Below are 23,264 nucleotides of genomic sequence, written 5' to 3'. Positions count from 1 at the left end.
GCCCGGGCCACGGCGGCCGCCAGCCGCCGCCGCCAGCCGGCCGGCCGCAGCGACGCCCGCAACGACGAGGCGGCTACGGCCACCAACAGCAGCGCCGACGCGGGCCGCGACGACGACCCCAGCGCCAACCCCGAAAGCGACTCGCCCGAGGAAACCACCGCCGACCGCCGCGCCAGCCGCGTGGCCCTCACCCCCGAAACGGCGCTGGTGTCGTCGGGCTTTGCCGGCAACCGGGGGCGGCTGCCCTGGCCGGTGGCCCACGGCTTTGTGGCCCAGCACTTTGGGCGCCACCCACACCCGGTGCTCAAGCACGTGACGGTGGACAACCGGGGCGTAGACATTCAAACCAACCAAGGTGAGGCGGTGCGGGCCGTGTTTGGCGGGCGCGTGCTCACGGTGGCGCAGGTGCCGGGCATGAACACCATCGTCATGATTCAGCACGGCGAGTACTTTACGGTGTATGCCAAGCTGCGCTCGGTAAATGTGCACGAGGGCGAGCAGGTGAGCGCCCGCGAGGCCATCGGCTCAGCCGCCACTGACGCCGACGGCACGGCCCAGGTGCAGTTTCAGGTGTGGCGCAACTCGGCCAACCTCAACCCCGAAAGCTGGCTGGGGCGCAAGTAAGCGGGCTAGCCGGCAGGCCGTGCAACCTTTGGGCCCCGGCGGGCCTCAACCCGTTGCTGCTCACCCACTACTTGCCCCTGCGCTATGCGAAATCCGCTACTTGCTTTTCTGCCGCTAGCCGCCACCCTGGCCAGCACCACGGCCTGCCAAAAAACAGCCGGCAGTGAAAACGATTTTGAGAATGGCCCGGCTACCATTCGGGGCGAGTGGCGGCTGGCCGTGGTGGGCGGTGGCATTACGGGGGTGATGCAGCCGGTGCCGGCCGGCTCGGACAACCGCTGTGTATTCGGGCCCGACAGCACCTACACCGAATATTTCAACGGCAAGCGCACGCTCACCAGCACGTTTTATGTCGCTAACCGCCCGGCCTACCCGGGTGGCCCGGCCGTGCCGATGCTCGCCATCAAAAGCAATAATTCGCTTCCGGGCCAGCCCTTCTACCGGGTGCAGTACATTACGGAGCTTACCGCCAGTAAACTGAACCTGACTACCGGCGGCGGCTGCGCCTTCAACTCAGAATACGTGCGCACCAAAGCCGCCGGTCCGGCTACCAACCCCTAGCAGGAGCGGAGCCGGGCCGGTGCCTGGGGGCTAGCCGCTACGGCTACAGCTCCATGATATCCTCGTTCCAGAGCGTGGGCTCGGCTTCGATAAACTCGCGCATCATCTCCACGCACTCCGCAGAGTTAAGAATTTCGACCTCTACGCCGTGCGATTGCAGGAAATTGAGCGACTCGCCGAAGGTCTGGGCCTCGCCCACTACCACCTTCGGGATTTTGAACTGCACGATGGTGCCGGCGCACATGTAGCAGGGCATGAGCGTGGTATAGAGCACGGTGTCGCGGTAGGTGCGCTGGCGGCCGGCATTGCGCAGGGCGTCCATTTCGCCGTGGGCGATGGGGTCGAGGTCCTGTACGCGCTTGTTGTGGCCGCGGCCCACTATTTCCTGGCCGCGCCGCAGCACCGAGCCAATCGGGATGCCGCCCTCGCGGCGGCCCTGCCGCGCCTCGTCGATGGCGGCCTGCATGAAAATATCCATTCTGTGTATTTAAGGTGAGAAGAAGGTACAAAAGAACGTCATGCTGAGCTTGCCGAAGCATCTTGGCTGGTTACACTAGAGCACTTCCCATTGTGTAACCGACCAAGATGCTTCGGCAAGCTCAGCATGACAGACTTACTCATATTATCACCTACGCACCCAAGCTTACCGCACCAGCTCGACCCAGCCCTTGATGGCGGGGCTGCCATCGGGGGGCGTGAGCAGGTAGTAGTAGGTGCCGGGGGCTAGCCCGGTGCCATCCCACGAGTTTTGGTAGGTGGCGTGCTCGTACACCAGCTGGCCCCAGCGCGAAAATACCTGCAGGCGCGGCGGGCAGCCCCCGAGACGGGGCGTAAAGAGGTCGTTCTGGCCATCGGCGTTGGGGGTGAAAACGTTGGGCACGAACATTTTCTGCACCACTACCGGCGCCAGGGCCAGCGTTTGGCCGCAGCGGCTTTGGTTGTAGCTCAGCACCACGCGCGGCCGGAAGGTGCCCTCGCGCAGGTAGGTATGCGTCACGTCGGGGCCGGTTACGGCCGTGCTGTCGTCGCCAAAATACCAGGTCAGCACCGCATCGGCGGGCAGGCCGCCGGGCTGTTGAAAGTGCACCACCAGCGGCGCCACATTGCTGGGCACGCAGGGCTGGGGCACCAGCACCGGGGCCAGCACCGGCTGGGCCAGCAGCGTGATGCGGCGCGTGGCCACTACCGGGCAGGCCGTGCCGGGGTTCACGGTGTAGGTGAGCACGGTGGTGCCCGGCGCGGCCGGCGGCGTAAATAAGTTGCCCGCCGATACGCCCGGCCCGCTCCACACGCCGCCCGCCGGCACGGCCCGCAGCCGGAACGCGCGCCCTTGCCCGGGGCACAGCACGGTATCGGCGGGCAGCGTTACCACGGGCGCCGTGAGCACCGTGATGGTGGCCGTGGCGCGGCTGGTGCTGCCGCCGCAGGCAGCGGTGTTCGTTACGGTGTAGGTCAGCAATTGGGGGCCCACCAGGGCTAGAGTCGGCGTGAAGAAGAAGCCCGTGGCTACCGAGCCCGACACGCCCGGCCCGCTCCAGACGCCGCCCGCCGGGCTGCCGCCCGTGAGGGCCACCGGCCCGCTGCCCGCGCACACCGCGGCCTGGGCCGCCGCCGTGGCCGGCACCGGGCTGGCCACCGTAACCGTGAGCCGCGCCGAGGCCGTGCAGGCTGCCGTGGCGCCCGGCACCGTGTAGGTGAGCACCTGCGTGCCCGCCAGCGCCGGGCTAGGGGTGAAGACGAAGCCCGTGGCCACCGAGCCCGACACGCCCGGGCCGGTCCAGATGCCGCCGTTGGGCAGGCCGCTCAGCGGCAGCGGCGGCGAGCTTACGCACACCGCCTGGTCGTTGCCCACGGCTGCCGAGGTAGGCTCAAAATTCAGCTTGAAGGCCGCGTTGTTGCACTGGTAGGTGTTGTCGAACCCTAGCGCGTTGTTTACGGGCGAATACGTATAGGCCCCCGGCGGCACCGGAAAGCCGTTGCGATTAAAGCACGAGCAAGCCGCCGCGTACACCACCCCGCGCGGGTCGAAGCGCGAGGTGCCGCCATCCACGTGGTCGCCCTCCGAGCCCCGGTTGGGGTCGCCGTAGTAGGTGGCGTAGCTGAGGCTGGCCATGCCGGGCGCAAACTGCGCCAGGTAAAAGTCGGAGCCCGCCGTGGGGTTGTCGGGGGCCGTGCGCACGGCATTGGGCGTGGTGGGCATGCCGTGGGTGTAGCCATTCTGGTTTACGAAGCCCGGATACGTGTAAATAGGATTCAGAAAGCCGTTGACCTCGCCGCCCCAGCCGCAGGCGTAGATGCGGTCGCACTGGTCTACCAAAAAAGCCGTGGGCGAGATATCCAGCGTGCTGCGCCCGCTGCCGAACACGGTGCTCAGCAGGCTTTTATCGAGGTCGGGACTTAGCTTTTGGATGAACTGCCGGCTGCCGGGGTTGCTGTACACGCCGGCGCTCACCGGCCACTGGCCCAGGGTTTGGCCCAGCACGTACACCCCGCCATCGGCCCCTAGCTGCACAAAAAAGGCTTGGTCGTAGGCGCTGGTGCCCAGGTAGGTAGCGCGCTGCACGGCGCTGCCATCGGCCGCAATGCGGGCCACGAAGCCATCGACGTTGCCCTGCGGCGCCGGCTGGTAGGCGCCCGCCGTGCCTAGCAGGCCGGGGCTGAGCGTGCCGCCGCCCACGTAGGCATTACCGCCAGGGTCGAGCTGAATGGAGTAGGCCGCATCGGCGGCGCTACCGCCCAGGTAGCCGCTCCAGGTGAGGCGGTCGAGGTCGGGCGGCAGCTTCACCACCACGGCATCGCAGGGGCCGCCGCGGTAGCTGCTGCCAAAGCCGGCGGTAATCGGAAAGTTGTTGGAGCCCGTCACCGACGCCACGTAGATGTTGCCCTGCGCATCGGTAAGCACGTCGCCGCGCAGCGCATCGCCGTAGTTCTGGGGCAGCTGGCGGGTGGCCAGCAGCGGGTTGTAGGCCGCAATGCCGTCGTTGCCGCTGCCCCCCAGGTAAGTGGAGGCGGCCAGCCCGCCGCCCGCCGCGGTGAGGCGCGTTATGGTGAGGTCGGTGCCGCCGTTCACGTGGTAGATGGTGCCCGGCGCGTAGCCAAACGGGTCGACCCCCACGCCGCCCGCGAAGCGCCGCTGCACGGCGTTGCTCGTAACCGGGTAATTAGTGGAAGAAGTGCTGCCCAGCACAATCAGCTCGTTCTGCGCATTCACTACCAGGCTGCTCGGAAAGTCGTGGCCGCTGCCGCCCAGGTAGGTGGCCCACACCCGCGCGGCGGCCCCGTTGGCACCCGTGTTGTACTTGATGAGGGCGATGTCGATGAGGGCGGCAAACGTGGTTTGGAACGCGCCCGGCGTGGTGGGGTAGCTCGGCAGGGCAAAGGTGTCGTCGAGCACAATGCCGCCCGAGTACATATTGCCCGCCGCATCGTAGGTCGCCGTGAAGCCCCAGTTGCTGCCCTGGGCACCCGAGTAAGTCGAGAACACCACCGTGGGGTCAATGATGAGCGGCCGGCGGTGGTCATACGCCCCCAGCTCAAACGACACCTGGCTTTCCTCGGGGCGCAGGCGGTAGCGGCAGGCCACTGGCTGGTGCTGGCCGCCCGGCCCTAGCTGGTAGGCGTGCGGCGCCAGCTCGGTGAGGGCGCCCACGGTAGTGCCCACGTGCAGCTGGCCATCGGCGCTGAGGGTGAGGCTGCTGGCGCCTTCGTAGCGCAACTGCACGCGGCCGGCATCGGCCCCGGCTGCCACCTCAAAATCATACTCCAGGTGCTGCGTTTCGTTCTCGTAGAAGCGGGCCGCAATGCCCGGCCAGGGGGCCTGGTAGCGCACCTGCCGGTAGCTGGGCACGGCGCTGGCCCAGCGGGCGGGGTCGTTGCCGTGCAGGTAGTTGCGCACCTCGCCGGTGGCCTGGGCGGGCTCTAGGGGCGTGGCCGCGTCGGCCCCTATAAAGCGCACCCGCAGCTGGTGGCCCCGGATGGGTGCCGCATCGTTAGGCTCAGCATCGGCCGATGGGGCCAGCGCCTTGGCGGCCGAGGAGGGGCTGGCCGCGGCCGCGTGGCCGGGGTGCTCCACGGGTTGCAGCAGCACGTAGCGCAGGCCACCCGGCTCCAGGTACAGGTGGCCGCCTGGCACGGCGGCGGCGTAGCGCACGGCCGCCGGCCACTGGCCGCGGTTGGCTACAAACTCCAGGCTGGGCGCGGTATCGGGGGGCGGGGCGGCTAGCCGGGGCAGGCTGGCCGGGGCCGTTTGGGCCCCGGCAGCCAGGCGCAGGGCCAGGAAACAAAGAATACCAGCGTAAAAATTCTTGGGCATAAAAAACAGGCTGAGCTACTGCTTAGTAAAGCTAAGCCCTTCGCGCAAAAGCAGCAACCCCGCCCACGGCCCTACTGGCCGTATTTTTGCCCCGGGCGCCTGCCGATGGGCGCCCACCCCGCCGTGCGCCGCCTGCTAGCCTACCGTTTTACCCTGCTTGTGCTGCTGGGCTTACTTGTGAGTGTGGCCGCCGAGCGAATATCAGGCGACCAGCTGACCCTGGCGCCGCTGCTGGCCCTCACGGTGCCGGGCTGGCTGGCCCTCACGGCGCTGCTGGCCGGGGGCTGGGCCCTGCGCCGGCGCCGCATTGCGCTGCTGCCGCTGGCCGCCTTGGTGCTGGCCTGGCCGCAGGTGCAGCGCGGGCTGCCGCTGCACTGGGCCGGGCGGCGGGGGCTGGCGGCCAGCGGCCCGCCGGCGCCGCGCTCGCTGCGCCTGCTGTCGGCCAATGTGCGCATCTTCAACGTGTATGCCCACCTACGGCGGGCCGACCCGGCCGCGCCGGCCAGGTTTATCAACTGGCTGGCCGCCAGTCCGGCCGATGTACTGTGCCTGCAAGAGTTTTACCAGGAGCCGGCCGGCACCCGCACCAGCGACGGCGACCTGTTTCGGGTGGGCGAGAAGCTAGGGGAGGATGTGGGCCGGCAGGCATTCATCTCCAAGAGCCTCACCAACAGTGCCGGCGCGCAGTTTGGTATTGCCATTTTTTCGCGCCTGCCCATAGTGGGGCGGGGCGAAATTGCCTTCGGCCGCCTCAGCCAGAACCACGCCATGTGGGTCGATGTGGCCGGCCCGGGCCCCGGCGATACCGTGCGCATCTTCAACGCCCACCTCCAGAGTATGAGCATCGACGAGGGCGACCTCGTGGCCGCCGGCTCCAGCAAGGCCGGCCTGCGCCGCAAGGGCCGGGGCCTGCTCGGGCGCTTTGTGCGCGGCGCGGCGGCCCGCGCCTGGCAGGCCGATACGCTGGTGGCCCACATCGGGCGCTCGCCCTACCCGGTGCTGCTGGCCGGCGACTGCAACGACCTGCCCTACTCGTATTCCTACAACCGCCTGGCCGGCCCACTCCAGAATGCCTGGGCTAGCGTGGGCTTCGGGCCGGGCAATACCTACCACGGCCGCCTGCCGCCGCTGCTGCGCATCGACCAGCAGTTTGCCGGGCCGCGGTGGCAGGTGCTGGCCTGCCAGGTGCACACCGAAATTCCGTATTCCGACCATTTTCCCGTCGAGGCCGTGTACCAGCTGAAGTAGCGTAGGCTTTAGCTTGCGAGCGTCAGCGAACAGTCCTCGCTAGGGTCGTCCGGCTCCAAATGTTCGCTGGCGCTCACTCGCCAGCCAAAGCTTACGCTACTTCGGCGCTACATGCTGAACTTTGCCGGACCTTCGCCGTTGCGTTATCTCCGACGTGCGCGTCGGGAGCCGGAGCCGCCAAAAAATGCTCCTGGCGCCTTGCCAACTGTTTACTACCCCATGTCGCTGACGCTTTATAACACGCTGACCCGTAAAAAGGAATCTTTCGCGCCCGTGCACCCGCCGCTGGTGGGCCTTTATCTCTGCGGCCCCACCGTGTACAACGACGCGCACCTGGGCAACGCGCGCGGCCCCATCGTGTTCGATGTGCTCACGCGCTACCTGCGCCACCTGGGCTACCAGGTGCGCTACGTGCGCAACATCACCGACGTGGGCCACCTGGTGGGCGACGGCGACGAGGGCGAGGACAAAATGGCCAAAACCGCCCGCGCCCAGAAACTTGAGCCCATGCAGGTAGCGCAGCACTACACCGTGCGCTACCGCCAGGCCATGAGCGCGCTAGGCTGCCTGCCGCCCGACATCGAGCCCCAGGCCAGCGGCCACATCACCGAGCAAATCGGGCTGATTGAGGAAATCCTCTGCCGCGGCCTAGCCTACGAGGTCAACGGCTCGGTGTATTTCGACGTGCCTAAGTACAACGCCGAGGGGCTGGAATACGGCCGCCTCTCGGGCCGCGTGGTGGAAGAGCTGCTGGCCGGCACCCGCGCCGAGCTGGCCGGCCAGGAAGAAAAGCGCTCGCCCGCCGACTTTGCCCTCTGGAAAAACGCTAGTCCCCAGCACATTATGCGCTGGCCCTCGCCCTGGGGCGAAGGCTTTCCGGGCTGGCACCTCGAATGCTCGGCCATGAGCCGCAAATACCTCGGCGCCGAGTTCGACATCCACGGCGGCGGCCTCGACCTCATGTTTCCGCACCACGAGTGCGAGATTGCCCAAAACGAGGCTTCGGCCACCCCTAGCACCGGCGCCCGCTTCTGGCTGCACAACAACATGCTGACCGTGAACGGCCAGAAGATGAGCAAGTCGCTCGGCAACTTCGTGACCCTGACCGAGATGTTTCAGGGCCAGAGCGCCGCGCTCTCGCAGGCCTACTCGCCCATGACGCTGCGCTTCTTCTTCCTGCAAGCCCAGTACCGCTCACCCATCGACCTCTCGGACGATGCCCTGCAGGCCGCCCGCAAAGGCTTCCGCAAGCTCATGAATGGCCTGCGCCTGCTGGATAGTGGCAAGCTGACAGTTAAAAATGAGGAGGCAGGTGCTGTTGACGAGCAAAAACTGGCCGCCAATAGCCAGCAGCTCATTGCTCTGAGCCAGAAGCCGTTCGAGTTTCTCAACGACGACCTGAACACGCCCCGCGCCCTGGCTGCCCTGTTCGACCTGCTCAAGCGCTTCAACACGCTGGCCGCTAGCCCCGCCGCGCTGGCCGAGGTGCGCCCCGAGGCCGTAGCCGAGGCTAGCGCCGCCTACCGCGCCCTCGTTAGCGATATTCTGGGCCTGCGCGACGAGCCCCGCGCCAGTGCCGAAGACCTGCTCACGCTCGCGCTAGGCTTCTACCAGGAAGCCAAGTTGGAGAAAGCCTACGATAAGGTAGACCAGATTCGCACGGCGCTCAAAACCCAGGGCATCGTTATTAAGGATACCAAAACCGGCGTGGAGTGGGCCTATAGCGAGGAGTAAAAGAGGTTTACGAAAGACCGTCATGCTGAACGCAGGGAAGCATCTCGCGTGGCGCACTAACTTACCCATCCACCGATGCGAGCAGGAAGCTTCGGCCAGCTCAGCATGACACCTGTATTCTATGTCTTTTCAAAAAGTTTGTGCTTCGCTGCTGGCCGTGGCTGGCGTGGTGCTGCTCACCGCCTGCCCATCTGAAAAGCCGGCCGAAACGGCCGACCAGCCGGCGGCCCAGGCGCCGGCCACCCCGGCCTTCAACGCCGACTCGGCCTATGCCTACACGGCTAAGCAGGTGGCCTTTGGCCCGCGCGTACCCAACAAGCCCGCGCACGTGGCCTGCGGCAACTACCTAGTAGCCAAGCTGAAAAGCTTCGGGCTGAGCGTGCGCGAGCAGCCGTTTCAGGCCATGACCTTCGACGGCACCCAAATCAGTGGCCGCAACATTATTGCCCAGTACCAGCCCACGGCGGCGCGGCGCGTGGCCATTTTTGGCCACTGGGATACCCGCCCCTTTGCCGATGCCGACAAGCAGCACAAGAATGCGCCCATGGACGGGGCCAGCGACGGGGCCAGCGCCGTGGCCACGGCTATGGAGATAGCGCGCGTGCTCAGCCTGCAAAAAGACAAGCAGGCGCCCAACGTAGGGGTCGATTTTATTCTCTTCGACGCCGAAGACTGGGGATACGAAGCTGATACGCAGGCCGATAAAAAGAACCAGCTCGACGAGAGTAATGGCAACTCGTCGTGGTGCCTGGGCTCGCAGTACTGGGCCAAGCACCTGCTGCCCGCCGGCTACAAGGCCGAATATGGCGTGCTGCTCGATATGGTGGGCGCCAAAAACGGCCGCTTCACCCGCGAAGGCACGTCGCTGCAAAATGCCCGGGCGGTGGTAGATAAAATCTGGAACACGGCCGCCCAAATCGGCTACTCCGACTACTTCCTCTTCTCCGATACCGGCGCCATTCTCGACGACCACGTGTACACCAACCAGGCCGGCGTGCCCACCGTGGACATCTACGACCACCCGCCTTATGGCAGCGCGTACTTCCCTGACTACCACCACGCTACTACTGATAACATGAGCATTATCGACCGCAAAACGATGAAGGCCGTGGGCCAGACCTTGTTGCAGGTGCTGTATCAGGAATAAGTACTAGGGGCTAAAAAAACCGAAAGGGGCCCGGCGGAGCGTAATGCTCCACCGGGCCCCTTTCTCAAGAAAAAGAACTGCTGCTTACTTGTCGGCGGTAGCCTTGGCCACCTGCTCGGCCTGCTTCACGTAGCGCTGAATATGGGTGACGAGCGCCTCCAGCACATCGGTAAGGCGCAGGCGCAGCCAGGGATACAGGGGGTTGGGCACGCGCACCATGCCGGCATCGACCTGACGGGCCAGCAGCAGCAGGCGCAGCAACTCGTCGAGCTGGCGGTTGAAGGCCTCTACCACCGTGCCGGTGAGGCGGGTGCCGGTGGGCGAAAACTGTTTGGGTCGTCGCAACAGGTTGTCGCCGAGGCCGTTCTTCTGCTGGGCCGTGGTAGTGAAGTAGCGCCCCAGCCAGCCGCTGCGCACCTGCGCGCCCGCCGTAGAGCCGCTGGCCTGGGCTAGCCGCAGGCGGGCCTTGAGGCTGGGCAGGTAGTAGCCTCCCACAATGTTGAGGTGCTCCAGGCACTGGGCCGCGCTCCATTTATCGTAGGCGGGGCGCCGGTTAAGCTGCTCGGACGTGAGCGGGCGCAGGCGTTGGTGAGATAACACGCGCAACGCCAGCACCTGATTGGTGAGCTGGTCAAAGAACTCAGTAGTGTCGCGTGCGGAAGCACTCATAAGGAAAGAATAGCAGGCAGAACGGTCGGTTTAAGTTGTAATATTACGTCCCAGGTTGGGAAACCCGGCCGCTATTACTAGGCGTTTCTTACTCCATTTATGTACAAACACGTTTACTTCCTAACTCGTTTGCTAGGGGTGTGCGGGCTGCTGCTGGGCTGGGCCGGGCAGGCCCGGGCGCAGGCAGTGCCCAACCCGGGCGAGAAAATTGAAAACCTGGTCACCTTCGGTCCGCAGGCCCCCACCACGAGCGGCGACGACGACTTTACGCAAACTTTCTTCTTTTTGGTGCCCGCCACCGAGCGGCGGCCCATCTACATCCGGGTATTTGACCCCGACTGTGGGGGCCAGCTCGATGCCAAAGTAGGCCAGTTCAACACCCGCACCGAGTTCAGCCTCTACGGTGGCCCCGGCACGCACTCGGCCAAGGGCGCTACCGACCCGCGCCCGGCTAGCCCCGCCACCGCGCCCAGCGGCCGGCTCATCAAGCAGCAGGTATTTGGCGAGGAGCCCAAATACGATGGGCAGTACTTCAATTTTGGCCCCCTGAACCCGCTGGAAGGCGAGTTGGTAGAGCAGTTTCAGGGCTACGTATACAAGGTGGTGGTGCGCGGCCTGAGCGGCAACGATGGCAACCTGTACCGCTTTTTTCTCAGTAGCAGCCCTGGTCTGAACGTGCCCATTCCGGGTGGCAACGCCTTCACCTACGAATATTGCTTCCGCATTCCGGCCGCGCCCCCGGGCCGGGCCGTCACGGTACACCTTTATCCGTTTGCCAACGAGCACGTGGTGAGCATCAAGCAAAGCAATTTTGATATCGATAACTCGGCCAAGCTCACCATCTTCAGCGTGGCCAAAAACGGCCACGCGGCGGCCGTGAGCGGCGATGGCCAGTGGACGAGCAGCGTGCTGCCCATCAACCCGAAGGAATACGGCTTGTCGCTCGATTTCCGCCTCGTGAGTAAATCCACCACCTTCAACGACGTCGTGTTTTACGTAACGGACCAGTACGACACGGCGCTGCCCTTCTTTGCCGTGCCGCTAGGCGGCCCGCCGCGCTACAAGTACGATATCGACATGAAAGTGCACAGGTAAAGCCTTCAGCCAGTGCGGCGTAACGAAGGGAAGCGCGGCAATCTTTCCTTGGCGCTGGGCTATTACCCTGGCGAAAAAGAAAAGATTGCCGCGCTTCGCTTCGTTACACTCGCACTGACAGGCCTGGTAAGTTACTGCGCCGGCTCGTCGCGGCCGGCGTTGCGGCGCGGGGCCGTGTCATCGGCATCCTGGGGCTTGTCGCCGTTTTCGGGGCGGAAGTCCGTCCTATTTTCCTGGCCGTAGTTCTGGGCCTTGTCCTGCTTGGTAAAATTGTCATATTCCGGGCCTCGGGCCCCCGGATTCTGGTCATCGTACGAGCCGCCTTTCGAGCCGTAGCCCTGGCTGGTATTGCCCTCCTTGGAGCCGCCCGCGCCAAAGCCGTTGCGCGAGTCGCCGGTGTCGGGGTTGCCGGGCTTGGCTTCCTCGCTGCGCTCGTGGCCGTAGCCATAGCCCGGGTTTTGCAGCGCATCGGGCGAGTTGACGGGGGCCACGGCACCCTGGCCGGCCGCGGCGGGGCCGCCCGGCTGCTGGTCGTGGCTGCGACCGCCCTGGCTGCCCTGGTTGTCGTAGCCTCCGCGCGATGAGTGCCCGTCTTCCTGCTGGTTGCGCCCCGCCAGGCCCGAGGCCACGTGGTTTTCGGTAGCGCCGGCCGGCAGGCCCACGCCCGAGGTGTGGCCGTAGTCGGGTGCGTAGGCCGAGCCGGAAGTGGGCGCGCCGTTATCGTTTTGAAAGGCAGCTATCTCGCCCGATTTATCGGGCAGGTTGCGGTTGTCCTGGGTGTTGCCGCGGCCATCGGTCCGGCGGTCGGCCACGTTATCGCCGAAGCTCATGACGGGCGGCGCGGGCGTGTCGCGCACGGCGTGGCCCTGCTCCTCGGGGCGGCGGTCCTGGCCATCGTAGGCGCGGTAGGCGTTGTGCTGCTGGCCGGGGATGGAAGCGCCTTCGCCGTAGTATTTTTCTTCGGTAGCCTCGGCACTGGGGCGCTCGGCGGCAGTGTCAAACTCGCGGTATTGGTTGCCGAAGCCGCCGTGGGTGGCGCCAAGGCCACCCTGCTCCCCAAACTCGCCTCGGTTGGCATCGGCGCGCTGGTTGCTGGCCCGGTCGGGGTCGGCAAAGCTGCCCTGCACGTCGTTGCCGAAGTTGCCGCCGTACACATTGGGCTGCTGGGCGGTGGCCGATGTAGGAATGGCCGTGACATCGGCCGGGTTGGCTTCGCGGTTTTCCTGCTTATCGCCGGGCTCCACGGCGCCTTTGCGCACGCTGGTTTCGCTGCTGGCCAACGACTGGCTGGAGGTAGTGGCGGAATTTTCGCTGTCCGGCTGGGCGGCCGGGCGCGTGGGGGCAGTGCCCGCCAGCTTATTCAATGGCTGCTCGGCGCCCGTGGCCTGGGGCTGCACAGCGGCTGGCTGAGCCTCGCGGTTTTCCTGGTGGCCACCATCTTCCACGGCGCCTTTGCCGGCCTCCATCTCGCTATCAACCAACTCTTTGCTAGAGGGGGAACGGGTAAGTTCCGCCGACTGCATGGCCGGGGTGGCGGGTTGCAGCGGGCTGTTGGTGTTGGTGTTCTGGGCATCGGCGCCCATTTTGGTGGTTTCGGCGGCGGGCTCGCTGGGGCGGTTGCCGGCAATTTCGTTGGGCTGGTCGTTGAGGCTAGGCATGGAAAAAGACGAAAGGAGGTGAAGGGTGGGAGCGCGGGTGCGGAACTGCCTTGCTATACGCCCCGGCGCGCCCGGTGTTCGGGCGGGGTGAGCCTGGGTAAAAAATAGCGGCGCCCGCAGCTTGACCGGGCCGGCAGCGCGCTTACTTTTGAGAGTCTCCACTTTCTGCCTATTTGTCAAATTTTACTGTCTTTCATGCAACGCCGTAAATTTCTCCAGCACGGTACCCAGGCCGCTTTTGCTTCGGCCCTGCTGCCGCTGGCCGCCAGCGCCGCGCCGGCTAGCCTGCCTGCCCCCGCTCCCCAACCCGCTGCCCCAGCTGCCGCGCCCTTTGCCCTCGGCGAGCTTACCATTGCCGACCTGCAAGGCCAATTGCAGGCGGGCAAGGCCACCAGCCGCAGCCTGTGCCAGCAGTACCTGGCCCGCATTGCCGAAATCGACAAGGCCGGCCCGCGCCTCAATGCAGTTATCGAGCTTAACCCCGACGCACTTAAAATTGCCGACGACCTCGACAAAGAGCGCAAGGCTGGCAAGCTGCGCGGCCCGCTGCACGGCATTCCGGTCCTCATCAAAGACAATATTGATACCGGCGACCAGATGCAGACCACCGCCGGCGCGCTGGCCCTGGCCGGCCACAAAGCCGCGCAGGATTCCTTCGTGGCCCGGCAGCTGCGGGCGGCGGGGGCCATTATCCTGGGTAAAACCAACCTGAGCGAGTGGGCCAACTTCCGCTCTACGCACTCGGCCAGCGGCTGGAGCAGCCGGGGCGGCCAAACGCATAACCCCTACGTTATCGACCGCACGCCCAGCGGCAGCAGCGCCGGCTCGGGCTCGGCCACCTCGGCTAGCCTGTGCGCCGTGGCCGTGGGCACCGAAACCAACGGCTCCATCGTGTCGCCATCGTCGGTAAATGGCCTAGTCGGCCTCAAGCCCACCGTGGGGCTGGTGAGCCGCACGGGCATCATCCCCATTTCGGCCACCCAGGACACGGCCGGGCCCATGGCCCGCTGCGTGCGCGACGCGGCCATTTTGCTAGGGGCCCTGGCCGGCCCCGACCCGGCCGATGCCGCTACCGTATCGGCCAGCAACCCCAAGAAAGCCGCCGACTACACCCGCCTGCTGCGCCCCGACGCCCTGAAGGGCCAGAAGCTAGGCGTAGAAAAAGGCCACCTGGCCAGCCAAACGGCCGGCGGCGAGCTGCTGCGCCAGGCCGTGGCCGCGCTCAAAGCCCAGGGCGCCACGGTGGTAGAAGTAGACGTGCGCACCGCCACCCAGCCCATCGGCGAGTCGGAGTTTGACGTGCTGCTCTACGAGTTTAAAGATGGCGTAAACAAGTACCTGGCCGGCACCAAAGCCCCGGTTAAAACCCTGGCCGAGGTCATTGCCTTCAACAAAGCCAACGCGGCCAAGGCCATGCCCTTCTTCCAGCAGGAAATACTGGAGCAGGCCGAAAAAACCGACGGGCTGGGCAGCGAGAAATACAAAACGGCCCTGCACAAAGTGGTCGATACCTCGCGCGCCGCCCTCGATGCGGCCCTGAAAACCGACGGTGGCCTAGCCGCCATCGTGGCCATTACCACGGGCCCCGCCGCCTGCATCGACCTCATCAACGGCGAGTACAACACCGGCCCCGGCTACTCGGGCGCGGCCGCGATGGCGGGCTACCCGCACCTCACGCTGCCCATGGGCTACGTGCACGAGCTGCCCATTGGCCTCTCGTTTGTGGGCGCTCCGTATAAGGAGGCAGAATTGCTAGCCCTCGGTTACGCCTACGAACAGGCTACGAAGCACCGCCGGGCCCCGGCGTTTAAGGCAGTAATTGGGTAGCTTATTTGCAAAGTTTTAAAAAGGCCGTCATGCTGAACACAGTGAAGCATGACGGCCTTGGTACAGGGCGTCAGCCGCTGCGGAAATGACTTAAAATATTTTGCCCGGGTTCAGAATCCCGTGCGGGTCAAACACCTGCTTGATGCCGCGCATGAGGTTCAGGTTGGCTTCCTGTAGCGCGATGTGCATGTAGGGCTTCTGCACCAGCCCAATGCCGTGCTCGCCCGAGATGGTGCCCCCTAGCTGCACGCAGAGCGCAAAAATCTCCGAAATCGGCTCGCGCAGGCCCACGTTCCACTGCTCGTCGCTGAGTTCGCCGCGGATGATGTTGACGTGCAGGTTGCCATCGCCGGCGTGGCCGTAGCACACGCTCTTGAAGCCGTAGCGCCGGCCAATCTCCTTCACGCCCTTCAGCAGCGTGGGCAGCTCGGCGCGGGGCACCACGGTGTCTTCCTCCTTATACACGGAGTTGTAGCGCACCGAATTGCCGATGTTGCGGCGAATCTTCCACAGGTCATCCTTTTGGCCGGCCGTGTCGGCCAGCAAGATTTCGCCCACGTCGTAGTGCTCCAGCACCCCGTACACCTGCTCGGCTTCCTTGTAAAGTTGGTCGAGGTCCTGGCCATCAAGCTCGATGAGCAGGTGGGCGGTGATGTCCTCGGGCAGGGTGAGCGGGATTTTCAAATAATCCGACGACCAGGCGATGGCCTCGCGCTCCATAAACTCCATGCCCGAGGGGATGATGCCCGCCCGAAACACCGCTGCCACGGCCTCGGCGGCCTGCGCCTCCTGCCGGAAGGGCACCAGCATCAGGATGTTATGCTGCGGGTAGGGGAGGAGCCGGAACACCGCCTTGGTGATGATGCCCAGCGTGCCCTCCGAGCCCACCATGAGCTGGGTGAGGTTGTAGCCGGTGGCGTACTTGAGGGTGTTGGCGCCGGTCCAGATAATTTCGCCGGTGGGCAGCACTACTTGCAGGTTCAGGATATAGTCGCGGGTGGTGCCGTATTTCACGGCCTTGGGGCCGCCGCTGCTCTGGCTCAGGTTGCCCCCCAAAAAGCACGAGCCCTTGCTAGCCGGGTCGGGCGGGTAGAAGAGGCCCACTTCCTTCACTGCATTCTGAAAAGCCTCCGTCACCACGCCCGGCTCCACGGTGGCTTGCAGGTTGCGCTCGTCTATTTTAAGAATCTTATTGAAGCGCTCCATGCTCAGCACTACGCCGTTGTGGATGGGCAGCGCGCCCCCGCTGAGGCCGGTGCCGGCGCCGCGCGCCGTCACGGGCACGCGGTGCTGGTGGCAGAGCTGCATGATGGCGCTGACCTCTTCTACAGCGGCCGGCCGTAGCACCACATCGGGCGCAAAGTGGAAGTCTTCGGTATGGTCGCGGCCGTAGGCCTCGTACTGCTGGGCTTCGGCGGTGGCGGCCGTGAGCACGTGGGCCGGGCTCACGATGGCTTCGAAGGCAGATACTAGCGCGGGGGTAAGGGCGTTGAATTGCATGAATCAAAAGGACGGCTAGGGGCCGCCAAAGTATATTTGCCAGTAATGCAGCGTGAGAAAACGAAGGTACGGCCGATGACGAAAGCACAAACCACGCTTCGCCGCCCGGCCGCCCACAGGGCTTGGCGAAGCTATTACGGCTTGGTAATCGTGCTGTTGCTGCTGGGCAGCAGCTGCCAGCGCAAGCTCAATCAGCACAACGGCCGCTACTACTCGGCCCGCGACATGGCCCGCCTCAAGCGCGGCGAGCGGGTGGCTAGCCCCCGCGGCAGCCGCAGCACGCCAATCAAAAGCAAGGTGAAAACCACGGCGCCTACCGGCAGCGGCAGCGTGGCTACCACCAAAACGGTGGTGAAGCGCCCGTTTCGGCCCGGCAACGCCACCGGCGTGCTGGCCAGCGTGATTGACAATGCCCGCAGCTACCAGGGTACGCCCTACCTGTTTGGCGGCACCACCCGCCTGGGCATGGACTGCTCGGCGCTGTTGCAGCTCTCCTTTGCCGATGCGGGCGTTACCATTCCGCGCTCCAGCAACGAGCAGGCGGCCTGGGGCGACCCCATTAAGCCTACCGAGCTGCGGCCGGGCGATTTTCTGTTTTTTGGCGCCTCGCCCGGCTCGCAGGTTATCACCCACGTGGGCATGGTAACGGTGGTAGATGAGGAGGGCGTTGAGTTTATTCACGCCTCTACCTCGCTGGGCGTCATTGAGAACAGCTTTGAGGCCGATTATTATTTGAGCCGATTTATCCGGGCGGTGCGGCCGCGTTTGTGAAGCCAGGATGAGCTAAAGATGAAGAAATAGCCGCGCCAAGCGGCTACTGATGAGATTCTTAACATTGTCGTAATGTTAGGGAGCTAAAAGCCGGGAGTACCTTTGCAGGCCCACCCGTCGCGCTTTTCTCTCATTTTTTCTTCCCTTTATGAAGTTATACCTACGACACGCGATTGTGCTGGCGTTGCTGCTGCTCACAGCCCACCTGGGCTGGGGCCAGGGGGCAACCACGGCCGCCATGAGCGGCACCATCACCGACAGCAAGGGCCAGGAGCTGCCGGGTGCCACGGTCATTGCCGTGCACACGCCCACCAACACCCAGTATGTGGCCCCAACCAACGCCGACGGCCGCTTCAACATCCAGAACATGCGCGTGGGCGGGCCCTACACCGTGAAGGTGACGTTTGTGGGCTACCAGGATTTTACCCGCACGGGCATCAACCTGACCCTGGCCGAGAACTTCCGCCTCGACGCTAAGCTGGGCGAGGGCTCGACGCAGCTCAACGAGGTGACCGTGACCGGCCGCCAGAACCCGGTCATCAACGCTGACCGCACGGGCGCGGCCACCACCATTCAGCGTGCCCAGATTGAGCGCCTGCCTACCATCAACCGCTCGCTCAGCGACTACACCCGCCTCACGCCGCAGGCTAGCGGCGGCGGTGGCTTTGCGGGCCGCAATAACCTCTACAACAACATTACCATCGACGGGGCTATCTTCAATAACTCCTTCGGCTTGTCGGGCACCATTGGGGGCCAGGCCAACGCGCAGCCCATCTCGCTCGATGCCATCGACCAGATTCAGGTGAGCATTGCGCCCTTCGACGTGCGTCAGGGCTCGTTTACGGGTGCCGGCGTAAACGCCGTGACCCGCTCGGGCACCAATAAATTCTCGGCCTCAGTTTATGGCTTCTACCGCAACCAGGACTTTGTGGGCAAAAAAGTGCAGGACAGCAACTCGCCTATCGCCACGTTTAACCTCTACAACGTGGGCTTCCGCTTCGGCGGCCCCATCATCAAGGACAAGCTGTTCTTCTTTGTAAACGCCGAGCGCGAGCGCCGCAACGACCCGCCCACGGGCAACTACACCGCCAACCGCGGCGTGACCGGCCCCACGGTGTCCAACATCCTGGCCTCGGACCTGGATGTGCTCAGCAACTTCTTGGTTACCAAGTACGGCTACAACCCGGGCCCCTACGAAGGCTACACCCTGGCCTCGAACAGCGATAAGCTTACGGCCAAGCTCGACTGGAACATCAGCCAGAACCACCGCTTCAACATCAAGTACAACTACCTGAAGTCGTACCGCGATGTGGCCCCTAGCCCCTCGGGCGCCATTGGCAGCAACGGCCGCGCGCAGTCCATTATCGGCCTGCCGTTCCTCTCGCCCTACTACCGCATCAACAACAACCTGAACTCGTTTATCGCCGAGCTGAACAGCACGTTTGGCGCCCGCTTCTCGAACAACCTGACGGCCGGCTACCTCGCCAACCGCGACTTCCGCGAGAGCGTCGGCGGCGGCAGCATCCCGCTGTTCCCGCTCGTTGACATCGGCAACTCGACGACGCTGAGCGCCGTGAACGCCAACCAGACGGCCGCCCAGGAGCTTACCTCGTTTGGCTACGAGCCCTTCTCGGCCTTCAACATCCTGAACTCGGATACCTACCAGTTTGGCGACAACTTCACGGCTTACCTCGGCAAGCACAACGTGACGATTGGTACCTACAACGAGCTGTATAAGTACAGCAACGGCTTTGCCCCGCAGTACTACGGTGCGTTCGTGTATAACTCGCTGCAGGACTTCTACGCCTCGGCCGCCACCACCGATGCGCCCTACGGCTACAACTACTCGGGCGGGACCCTGACGGCCCGCACGGCCACCGATGGCCTGCGCTCGGCCCAGCGCTACCAGGTGCGCTACGCGGCCACGGCCGATGGCTCGTTTCCCTTTGCCGTGACCAAGGCCGCCCAGATTGGCCTTTACATCCAGGACGAGTGGTCGCCCATCAGCAACTTCAAGCTGACCTACGGCATCCGCGGCGACCTGCCGATTGTGTATTCGTCCATCGAGCAAAACTATCCGCTCAGCGGCGGCGGCCTCAACCCGCTCACCGGCTCGCCTTATCCGGGGCTCAATTTCCGCGACGACATCCGCATCAATACCAGCCAGCTGCCCAAGCGGACGCCGCTCTTCTCGCCCCGCATTGGCTTCAACTGGGATGTGAACGACGACAAGCGCACGCAGCTGCGCGGGGGCTCGGGCGTTTTCACTGGCCGCATTCCGTTTGTGTGGGTGTCGAACCAGGCCGGCAACAACGGCGTGCAGTTTGGCTCGATTGACGTGCAGGGCCCCACGGCGGCCGGCTACGCCTTCAACCCCAATGTGGACTACTATCGCAACCAGCTGAAGGCGGCGGGCCCGAACACTACTTACAACGTGGCCTTCACGTCGCGCGAATTCAAGTTCCCCCAGGTATTCCGCAACAACCTGGCCATCGACCATGAGCTGCCCGGTGGGCTAGTGGCTACGCTGGAAGGCATTTACACGCGTGACCTCAATGCCGTGTATTTCCAGAACGTGAACCTGCCATCCTCGACCGTGACGGCCAAAGGCGCCGATACCCGCCCGATTTTCTACAATACGAACGCGGCCGGTATTCCGACCACCAAGAACAACCGTATCTACGGCCCCATTACCCTGGCCAACGGGGCCAGCGGCAACACGCTGGCCCAGCCCAACATCACGGATGCCATCTTGCTGAACAACACAGACAAAGGCTACTCGTACAGCGTAACGGCCCAGCTGCAGAAAAACTTCAGCAACGGCCTCTTCGCCATGGCGGCCTACACCTACTCCGACTCGCGCTCGGTGAACGACGGCGGCTCGGTGGCGCAGTCGAGCTGGGCCGGCCGCCCCGTATCGGGCGACCCCAACGCCGACGTGCTAGGCTACTCGCAGTACCTGGTGCAGCACCGCGTTATCGGTTCGCTGGCCTACCGCAAGGAGTACATCGGCCACCTGGCCACCAGCATCTCGCTGTTCTACGAAGGTGCCCCGGCCGGCCGCTTCTCCTACACCTACAGCGGCGACATGAACGGCGACAACGTGAACGGCAACGAGCTGATGTACATCCCGCGCGACCAGAGCGAGATTGTGCTCGTAAACCGCACCATCACGGCTAGCCCCAGCGGCGCCTACGTGTACACCGCCGACCAGCAGTGGAACGACCTCAACAACTTCATCAACCAGGATAAGTACCTGAGCAAGCACCGCGGCGAGTACGCCGAGCGCAACGGCGCCTCGAACCCCTGGCAGCACCGCGTCGACTTCCGCCTGTTGCAGGATATCTTCACCAACATCGGTGAGAACCGCAACTCGCTGCAGCTGAGCGTGGACATCTTCAACATCGGCAATATGCTGAACCGCAACTGGGGCACCTACCAGTTCCAGTACACCAGCTCGCCGCTGGCCTTCCAGGCCTACGACAGCCAGGGCCGCCCCACGTTCCAGTATCAGTTTGCCTCGGCCCCGAATGCTACCACCCCGGCCCAGACGCTGAATACCACGTTCCGCAACGACGTGACCACCCTGAACTCGCGCTGGCAGATGCAGCTGGGCGTGCGCTACATCTTCAACTAAGCTTTGTTTGGCCGAGTGTGCAGGTGCATTCTTGCCAGATACTAGTATAACTCAGCGCTGAAGCCCCTAGCGATTACAAATAGCCCCGGCCTCTCAAATAGCCGGGGCTATTTTTTATGGGGGCAGCAGATTGCAGTTTGTCAAAAAAAAACGTGTCTTCCTACTTATTCAGCAACAGTAGTTGACAGGCAAGTGCTTATGGGTATTATCTCCTGCCAGCGCATTGGCTGGCATTTACCTGTTGCGTCAAATACTTCGGAAGTATTCGAGGTAAAGTCTTGGACTCACAGCTGAATCTACTTGAAAACCAGCGGATGCCTAAGCGAAATAGCTAAAAAAAACGACCTGGAAATTTATTTCCAGGTCGTTTTTTAAGGCGTGAGCAATACCTTTTATTCAATCACCAGGCGTTTGGCTTGATGCCAATCCGTGGTTTGCACATTGATTAGATAGGTGCCCGGAGCAAGCTTTGCCGGGGTGTTCCTGTTATCCCAGATATAATGAATAGTTCCGGCTTCCATAACGCTGCTCTTGTGCCATACTTGCTGCCCTAGCATGTTGAGGATGCTCACCTGCACTGGCCCGGCCGTAGTATTGACAAAGGTGAAAGAAGTCTTTTCCGCGGCCGGATTCGGCGCAATAGTCAGGTCCGTGTTGCGGAGTGAGGGTTTCACCGGGGTTGTCGATTTTGCCAGGCGCTGGCCAGAGGCGCTACAATCGCTTACTTGCCCGTACTGGCTGTAGCAAGCCCCTAGGTTTTTAAAAACGACAATGTTGGGGTCCGAATTACGAACGGGATTCGTAATATGAAAAGTTAGCTTTAAGTAGACGGCCTGCGGAATAGTGTAGTTATAAATGCCTCTCGGGTCATAATAATAACTGAACACATAGCCATCAAAGTCGCTCACCGGAACGAAGTCCGACATAGTATTGGTGCGCATTTCCACTTTTGTTAAGGTCATGCCAAGAAGTGGGGAGGGGTTGAATTTATAGGTTACGGGGTTGTCAATGCCCACCGTATAATCGTCCCAGCAGAAGTTAGTGCCATAGTACGAGTCATATTCGCAACCCGAACGGTCTTGAACAACGTGGTAAGATGGACGGCCATCCAGATTGAACACGCCCCACGGAATTGGCTGAACGGGCCGGTATACTTCGGGGGTGTTCGTCTTGTTCTGGTTCAGCGCAAAGTCTTCGGCCCAGAAAGGGAAATTCGTAGTAGCGTCGCCTGACATTTCCAGCACCCCACTAAATTGAATAGGCTCGCGCGGAGAAGCAGCATCCTGTCCGCCAATAAAGAGCCCTATGATGTCCATAAGGGACCCGATATACGGAACAATGGAGAGGGTAGTAGATTTAGCGATTGTACCCAGGGTTGTTGTCTCGGAGGCCGCCTTGCGAATATCTTCTACGCCGTGAAAAAACTTCGCCCCCGTAGCTACCCCGGTGCCACCGGGGCTGTCGTTCTGCAGCACCTCGTCAAGCGTGAACTTAGTTGATTTCAGCGTCAGGTCAGTGCGATTGACATTGGTAATCTCTATGTGCATGATGGCATCAGGGCTCAGATTTGGGTCGTAGCCAAAAAGCGTAAAGTCGCCATAGAACCAGCCCTGATTGGGGGTGGTAGCGCCAAAAAAGCGGTCAATCTGCTGGTTGTCGTTCGGATTGAGCTTGTTGTAATTCTCAAGGGTGGTCTGGCTAGCGGAGGTGAACGTAAGCAGCCCCGCCTTAGGAGAAGAAGAGCGGAACGATAAGCTCATCCGGTAGGAGGTGTACGATGCTCCCGTACCGTTATAAACCATTACCCGGAGCTTACCGCGGTATTTATTGTAGAGTACGAAGAAGGGAAGCTTCGGCTGAATAGCGGCGCCGGCGGTACCAAAATCCCGGTAAACCAGCATCCACCCGTCTTCCGGATACATGTCTTTGGCAGAATGCGAAATAGCATCGGCTAGGGGGTGACCACTGGAATTGAAAGGCAGTTGGACGTTGGTGCTTTGCGTAGTGGCCGCAGCGTTGAAGAATACGGTGTAGCCATTCGGGATAGTATTGGCTGGTAGCGTCCAGTCCCAGTTAGGGTCAAGGTTTGCATCGGCCGGAGGCAGGTAACGATGCGTGGCAGGGTTGTTTTGGCCGAACGCAAGCGTCGACCAGCCGGCTAGTAACAAGCAGAGAAAAAAACGAATCATATGAGGAAAAGGAAAGGATGGAAAAAATGGATATAAGGCCTTATCCGTTACAAATATAAGTAAAATGAATGCTTGGGTTTTTTAATGATAATGTTAATAAATTTTTAAATTATGGCTAGCGAATTTATTGAGTGTGAAGTGCTTTGCCGGAAGCTGGTTTACATAGTCGATACGGGCTATGCGTTGGAAAATAATTGTGTAGTAGCTGCGCAGAAATTACCTCTGTATTGGGTCCAAACGCTACCCATCACGTTCCGCAACGATGCGAATACCCCGGCCTCGCGCTGGCAGC

General features: G+C 63.0%; 15 protein-coding genes. 9 read left to right on the top strand and 6 right to left on the bottom strand.

Annotation, left to right across the window (positions count from 1 at the left end; genetic code table 11):
* Together Q5H89_RS20075 and Q5H89_RS20070 are read left to right on the top strand one after the other, a co-directional pair.
* The coding region (locus tag Q5H89_RS20075; protein ID WP_305021135.1) for a murein hydrolase activator EnvC family protein at positions 1-624 on the top strand (624 nt) is incomplete at its 5' end.
* Positions 625-708: 84 nt separating this feature from the next.
* Positions 709-1,185: a hypothetical protein gene (locus Q5H89_RS20070; protein WP_305021134.1), complete on the top strand. Its 477-nt coding sequence runs from the start codon at positions 709-711 to the stop codon at positions 1,183-1,185.
* Positions 1,186-1,228: 43 nt separating this feature from the next.
* Here the strand turns inward: Q5H89_RS20070 and Q5H89_RS20065 are convergent, their stop codons facing one another.
* The gene (locus Q5H89_RS20065) at positions 1,229-1,663 is read right to left on the bottom strand and encodes a nucleoside deaminase (RefSeq protein ID WP_305021133.1); all 435 of its coding nucleotides are present in this window, start codon (positions 1,661-1,663) and stop codon (positions 1,229-1,231) included.
* A gap of 165 nt (positions 1,664-1,828) precedes the next feature.
* A complete protein-coding gene (locus Q5H89_RS20060; protein ID WP_305021132.1) occupies positions 1,829-5,497 on the bottom strand; it encodes a DUF7948 domain-containing protein in 3,669 nt (1,222 codons plus the stop codon).
* Between the two features lie 105 nt (positions 5,498-5,602).
* Between Q5H89_RS20060 and Q5H89_RS20055 the strand changes: the two genes are divergently transcribed.
* From Q5H89_RS20055 to Q5H89_RS20045, 3 genes are all read left to right on the top strand, one after another.
* Positions 5,603-6,745 carry an endonuclease/exonuclease/phosphatase family protein gene (locus Q5H89_RS20055; protein WP_305021131.1) on the top strand — a complete coding sequence of 381 codons (1,143 nt, stop codon included), beginning with the start codon at positions 5,603-5,605 and terminating at the stop codon, positions 6,743-6,745.
* Between the two features lie 219 nt (positions 6,746-6,964).
* Positions 6,965-8,479, top strand: a complete 1,515-nt coding sequence (cysS, locus tag Q5H89_RS20050) for a cysteine--tRNA ligase (RefSeq protein WP_305021130.1) — start codon at positions 6,965-6,967, stop codon at positions 8,477-8,479.
* Between the two features lie 121 nt (positions 8,480-8,600).
* Positions 8,601-9,626: a M28 family peptidase gene (locus tag Q5H89_RS20045; RefSeq protein ID WP_305021129.1), complete on the top strand. Its 1,026-nt coding sequence runs from the start codon at positions 8,601-8,603 to the stop codon at positions 9,624-9,626.
* An 84-nt stretch (positions 9,627-9,710) separates the two neighbouring features.
* Here the strand turns inward: Q5H89_RS20045 and Q5H89_RS20040 are convergent, their stop codons facing one another.
* The gene (locus Q5H89_RS20040) at positions 9,711-10,295 is read right to left on the bottom strand and encodes a DinB family protein (protein ID WP_305021128.1); all 585 of its coding nucleotides are present in this window, start codon (positions 10,293-10,295) and stop codon (positions 9,711-9,713) included.
* Between the two features lie 99 nt (positions 10,296-10,394).
* On the opposite strand from Q5H89_RS20040, the gene Q5H89_RS20035 reads away from it, so the two are divergent.
* Positions 10,395-11,390 carry a hypothetical protein gene (locus Q5H89_RS20035; protein ID WP_305021127.1) on the top strand — a complete coding sequence of 332 codons (996 nt, stop codon included), beginning with the start codon at positions 10,395-10,397 and terminating at the stop codon, positions 11,388-11,390.
* 131 nt (positions 11,391-11,521) lie between these two features.
* On the opposite strand, the gene Q5H89_RS20030 is transcribed toward Q5H89_RS20035, so the two are convergent.
* Entirely contained in the window at positions 11,522-13,048 is a 1,527-nt protein-coding gene (locus tag Q5H89_RS20030) for a hypothetical protein (protein ID WP_305021126.1), read from the bottom strand.
* Positions 13,049-13,243: 195 nt separating this feature from the next.
* Between Q5H89_RS20030 and Q5H89_RS20025 the strand changes: the two genes are divergently transcribed.
* Complete coding sequence (locus Q5H89_RS20025) at positions 13,244-14,875, top strand: amidase (RefSeq protein ID WP_305021125.1); 1,632 nt, start codon at positions 13,244-13,246, stop codon at positions 14,873-14,875.
* A gap of 90 nt (positions 14,876-14,965) precedes the next feature.
* Here the strand turns inward: Q5H89_RS20025 and Q5H89_RS20020 are convergent, their stop codons facing one another.
* Complete coding sequence (locus tag Q5H89_RS20020; RefSeq protein WP_305021124.1) at positions 14,966-16,375, bottom strand: FAD-binding oxidoreductase; 1,410 nt, start codon at positions 16,373-16,375, stop codon at positions 14,966-14,968.
* 150 nt (positions 16,376-16,525) lie between these two features.
* Here Q5H89_RS20020 and Q5H89_RS20015 point away from each other — a divergent pair, with 150 nt between their 5' ends.
* Together Q5H89_RS20015 and Q5H89_RS20010 are read left to right on the top strand one after the other, a co-directional pair.
* Positions 16,526-17,146: a C40 family peptidase gene (locus tag Q5H89_RS20015; RefSeq protein ID WP_305021123.1), complete on the top strand. Its 621-nt coding sequence runs from the start codon at positions 16,526-16,528 to the stop codon at positions 17,144-17,146.
* Positions 17,147-17,294: 148 nt separating this feature from the next.
* Positions 17,295-20,783, top strand: a complete 3,489-nt coding sequence (locus tag Q5H89_RS20010; protein WP_305021122.1) for a TonB-dependent receptor — start codon at positions 17,295-17,297, stop codon at positions 20,781-20,783.
* A gap of 392 nt (positions 20,784-21,175) precedes the next feature.
* On the opposite strand, the gene Q5H89_RS20005 is transcribed toward Q5H89_RS20010, so the two are convergent.
* The gene (locus Q5H89_RS20005; RefSeq protein WP_305021121.1) at positions 21,176-22,972 is read right to left on the bottom strand and encodes a T9SS type A sorting domain-containing protein; all 1,797 of its coding nucleotides are present in this window, start codon (positions 22,970-22,972) and stop codon (positions 21,176-21,178) included.
* Positions 22,973-23,264: the final 292 nt, after the last annotated feature.

This window comes from Hymenobacter cheonanensis (assembly GCF_030581075.1).
Lineage (GTDB): Bacteria > Bacteroidota > Bacteroidia > Cytophagales > Hymenobacteraceae > Hymenobacter.
Note: the sequence above shows the minus strand (reverse complement) of the source record. Positions and strands in the feature narration are given on the sequence as shown.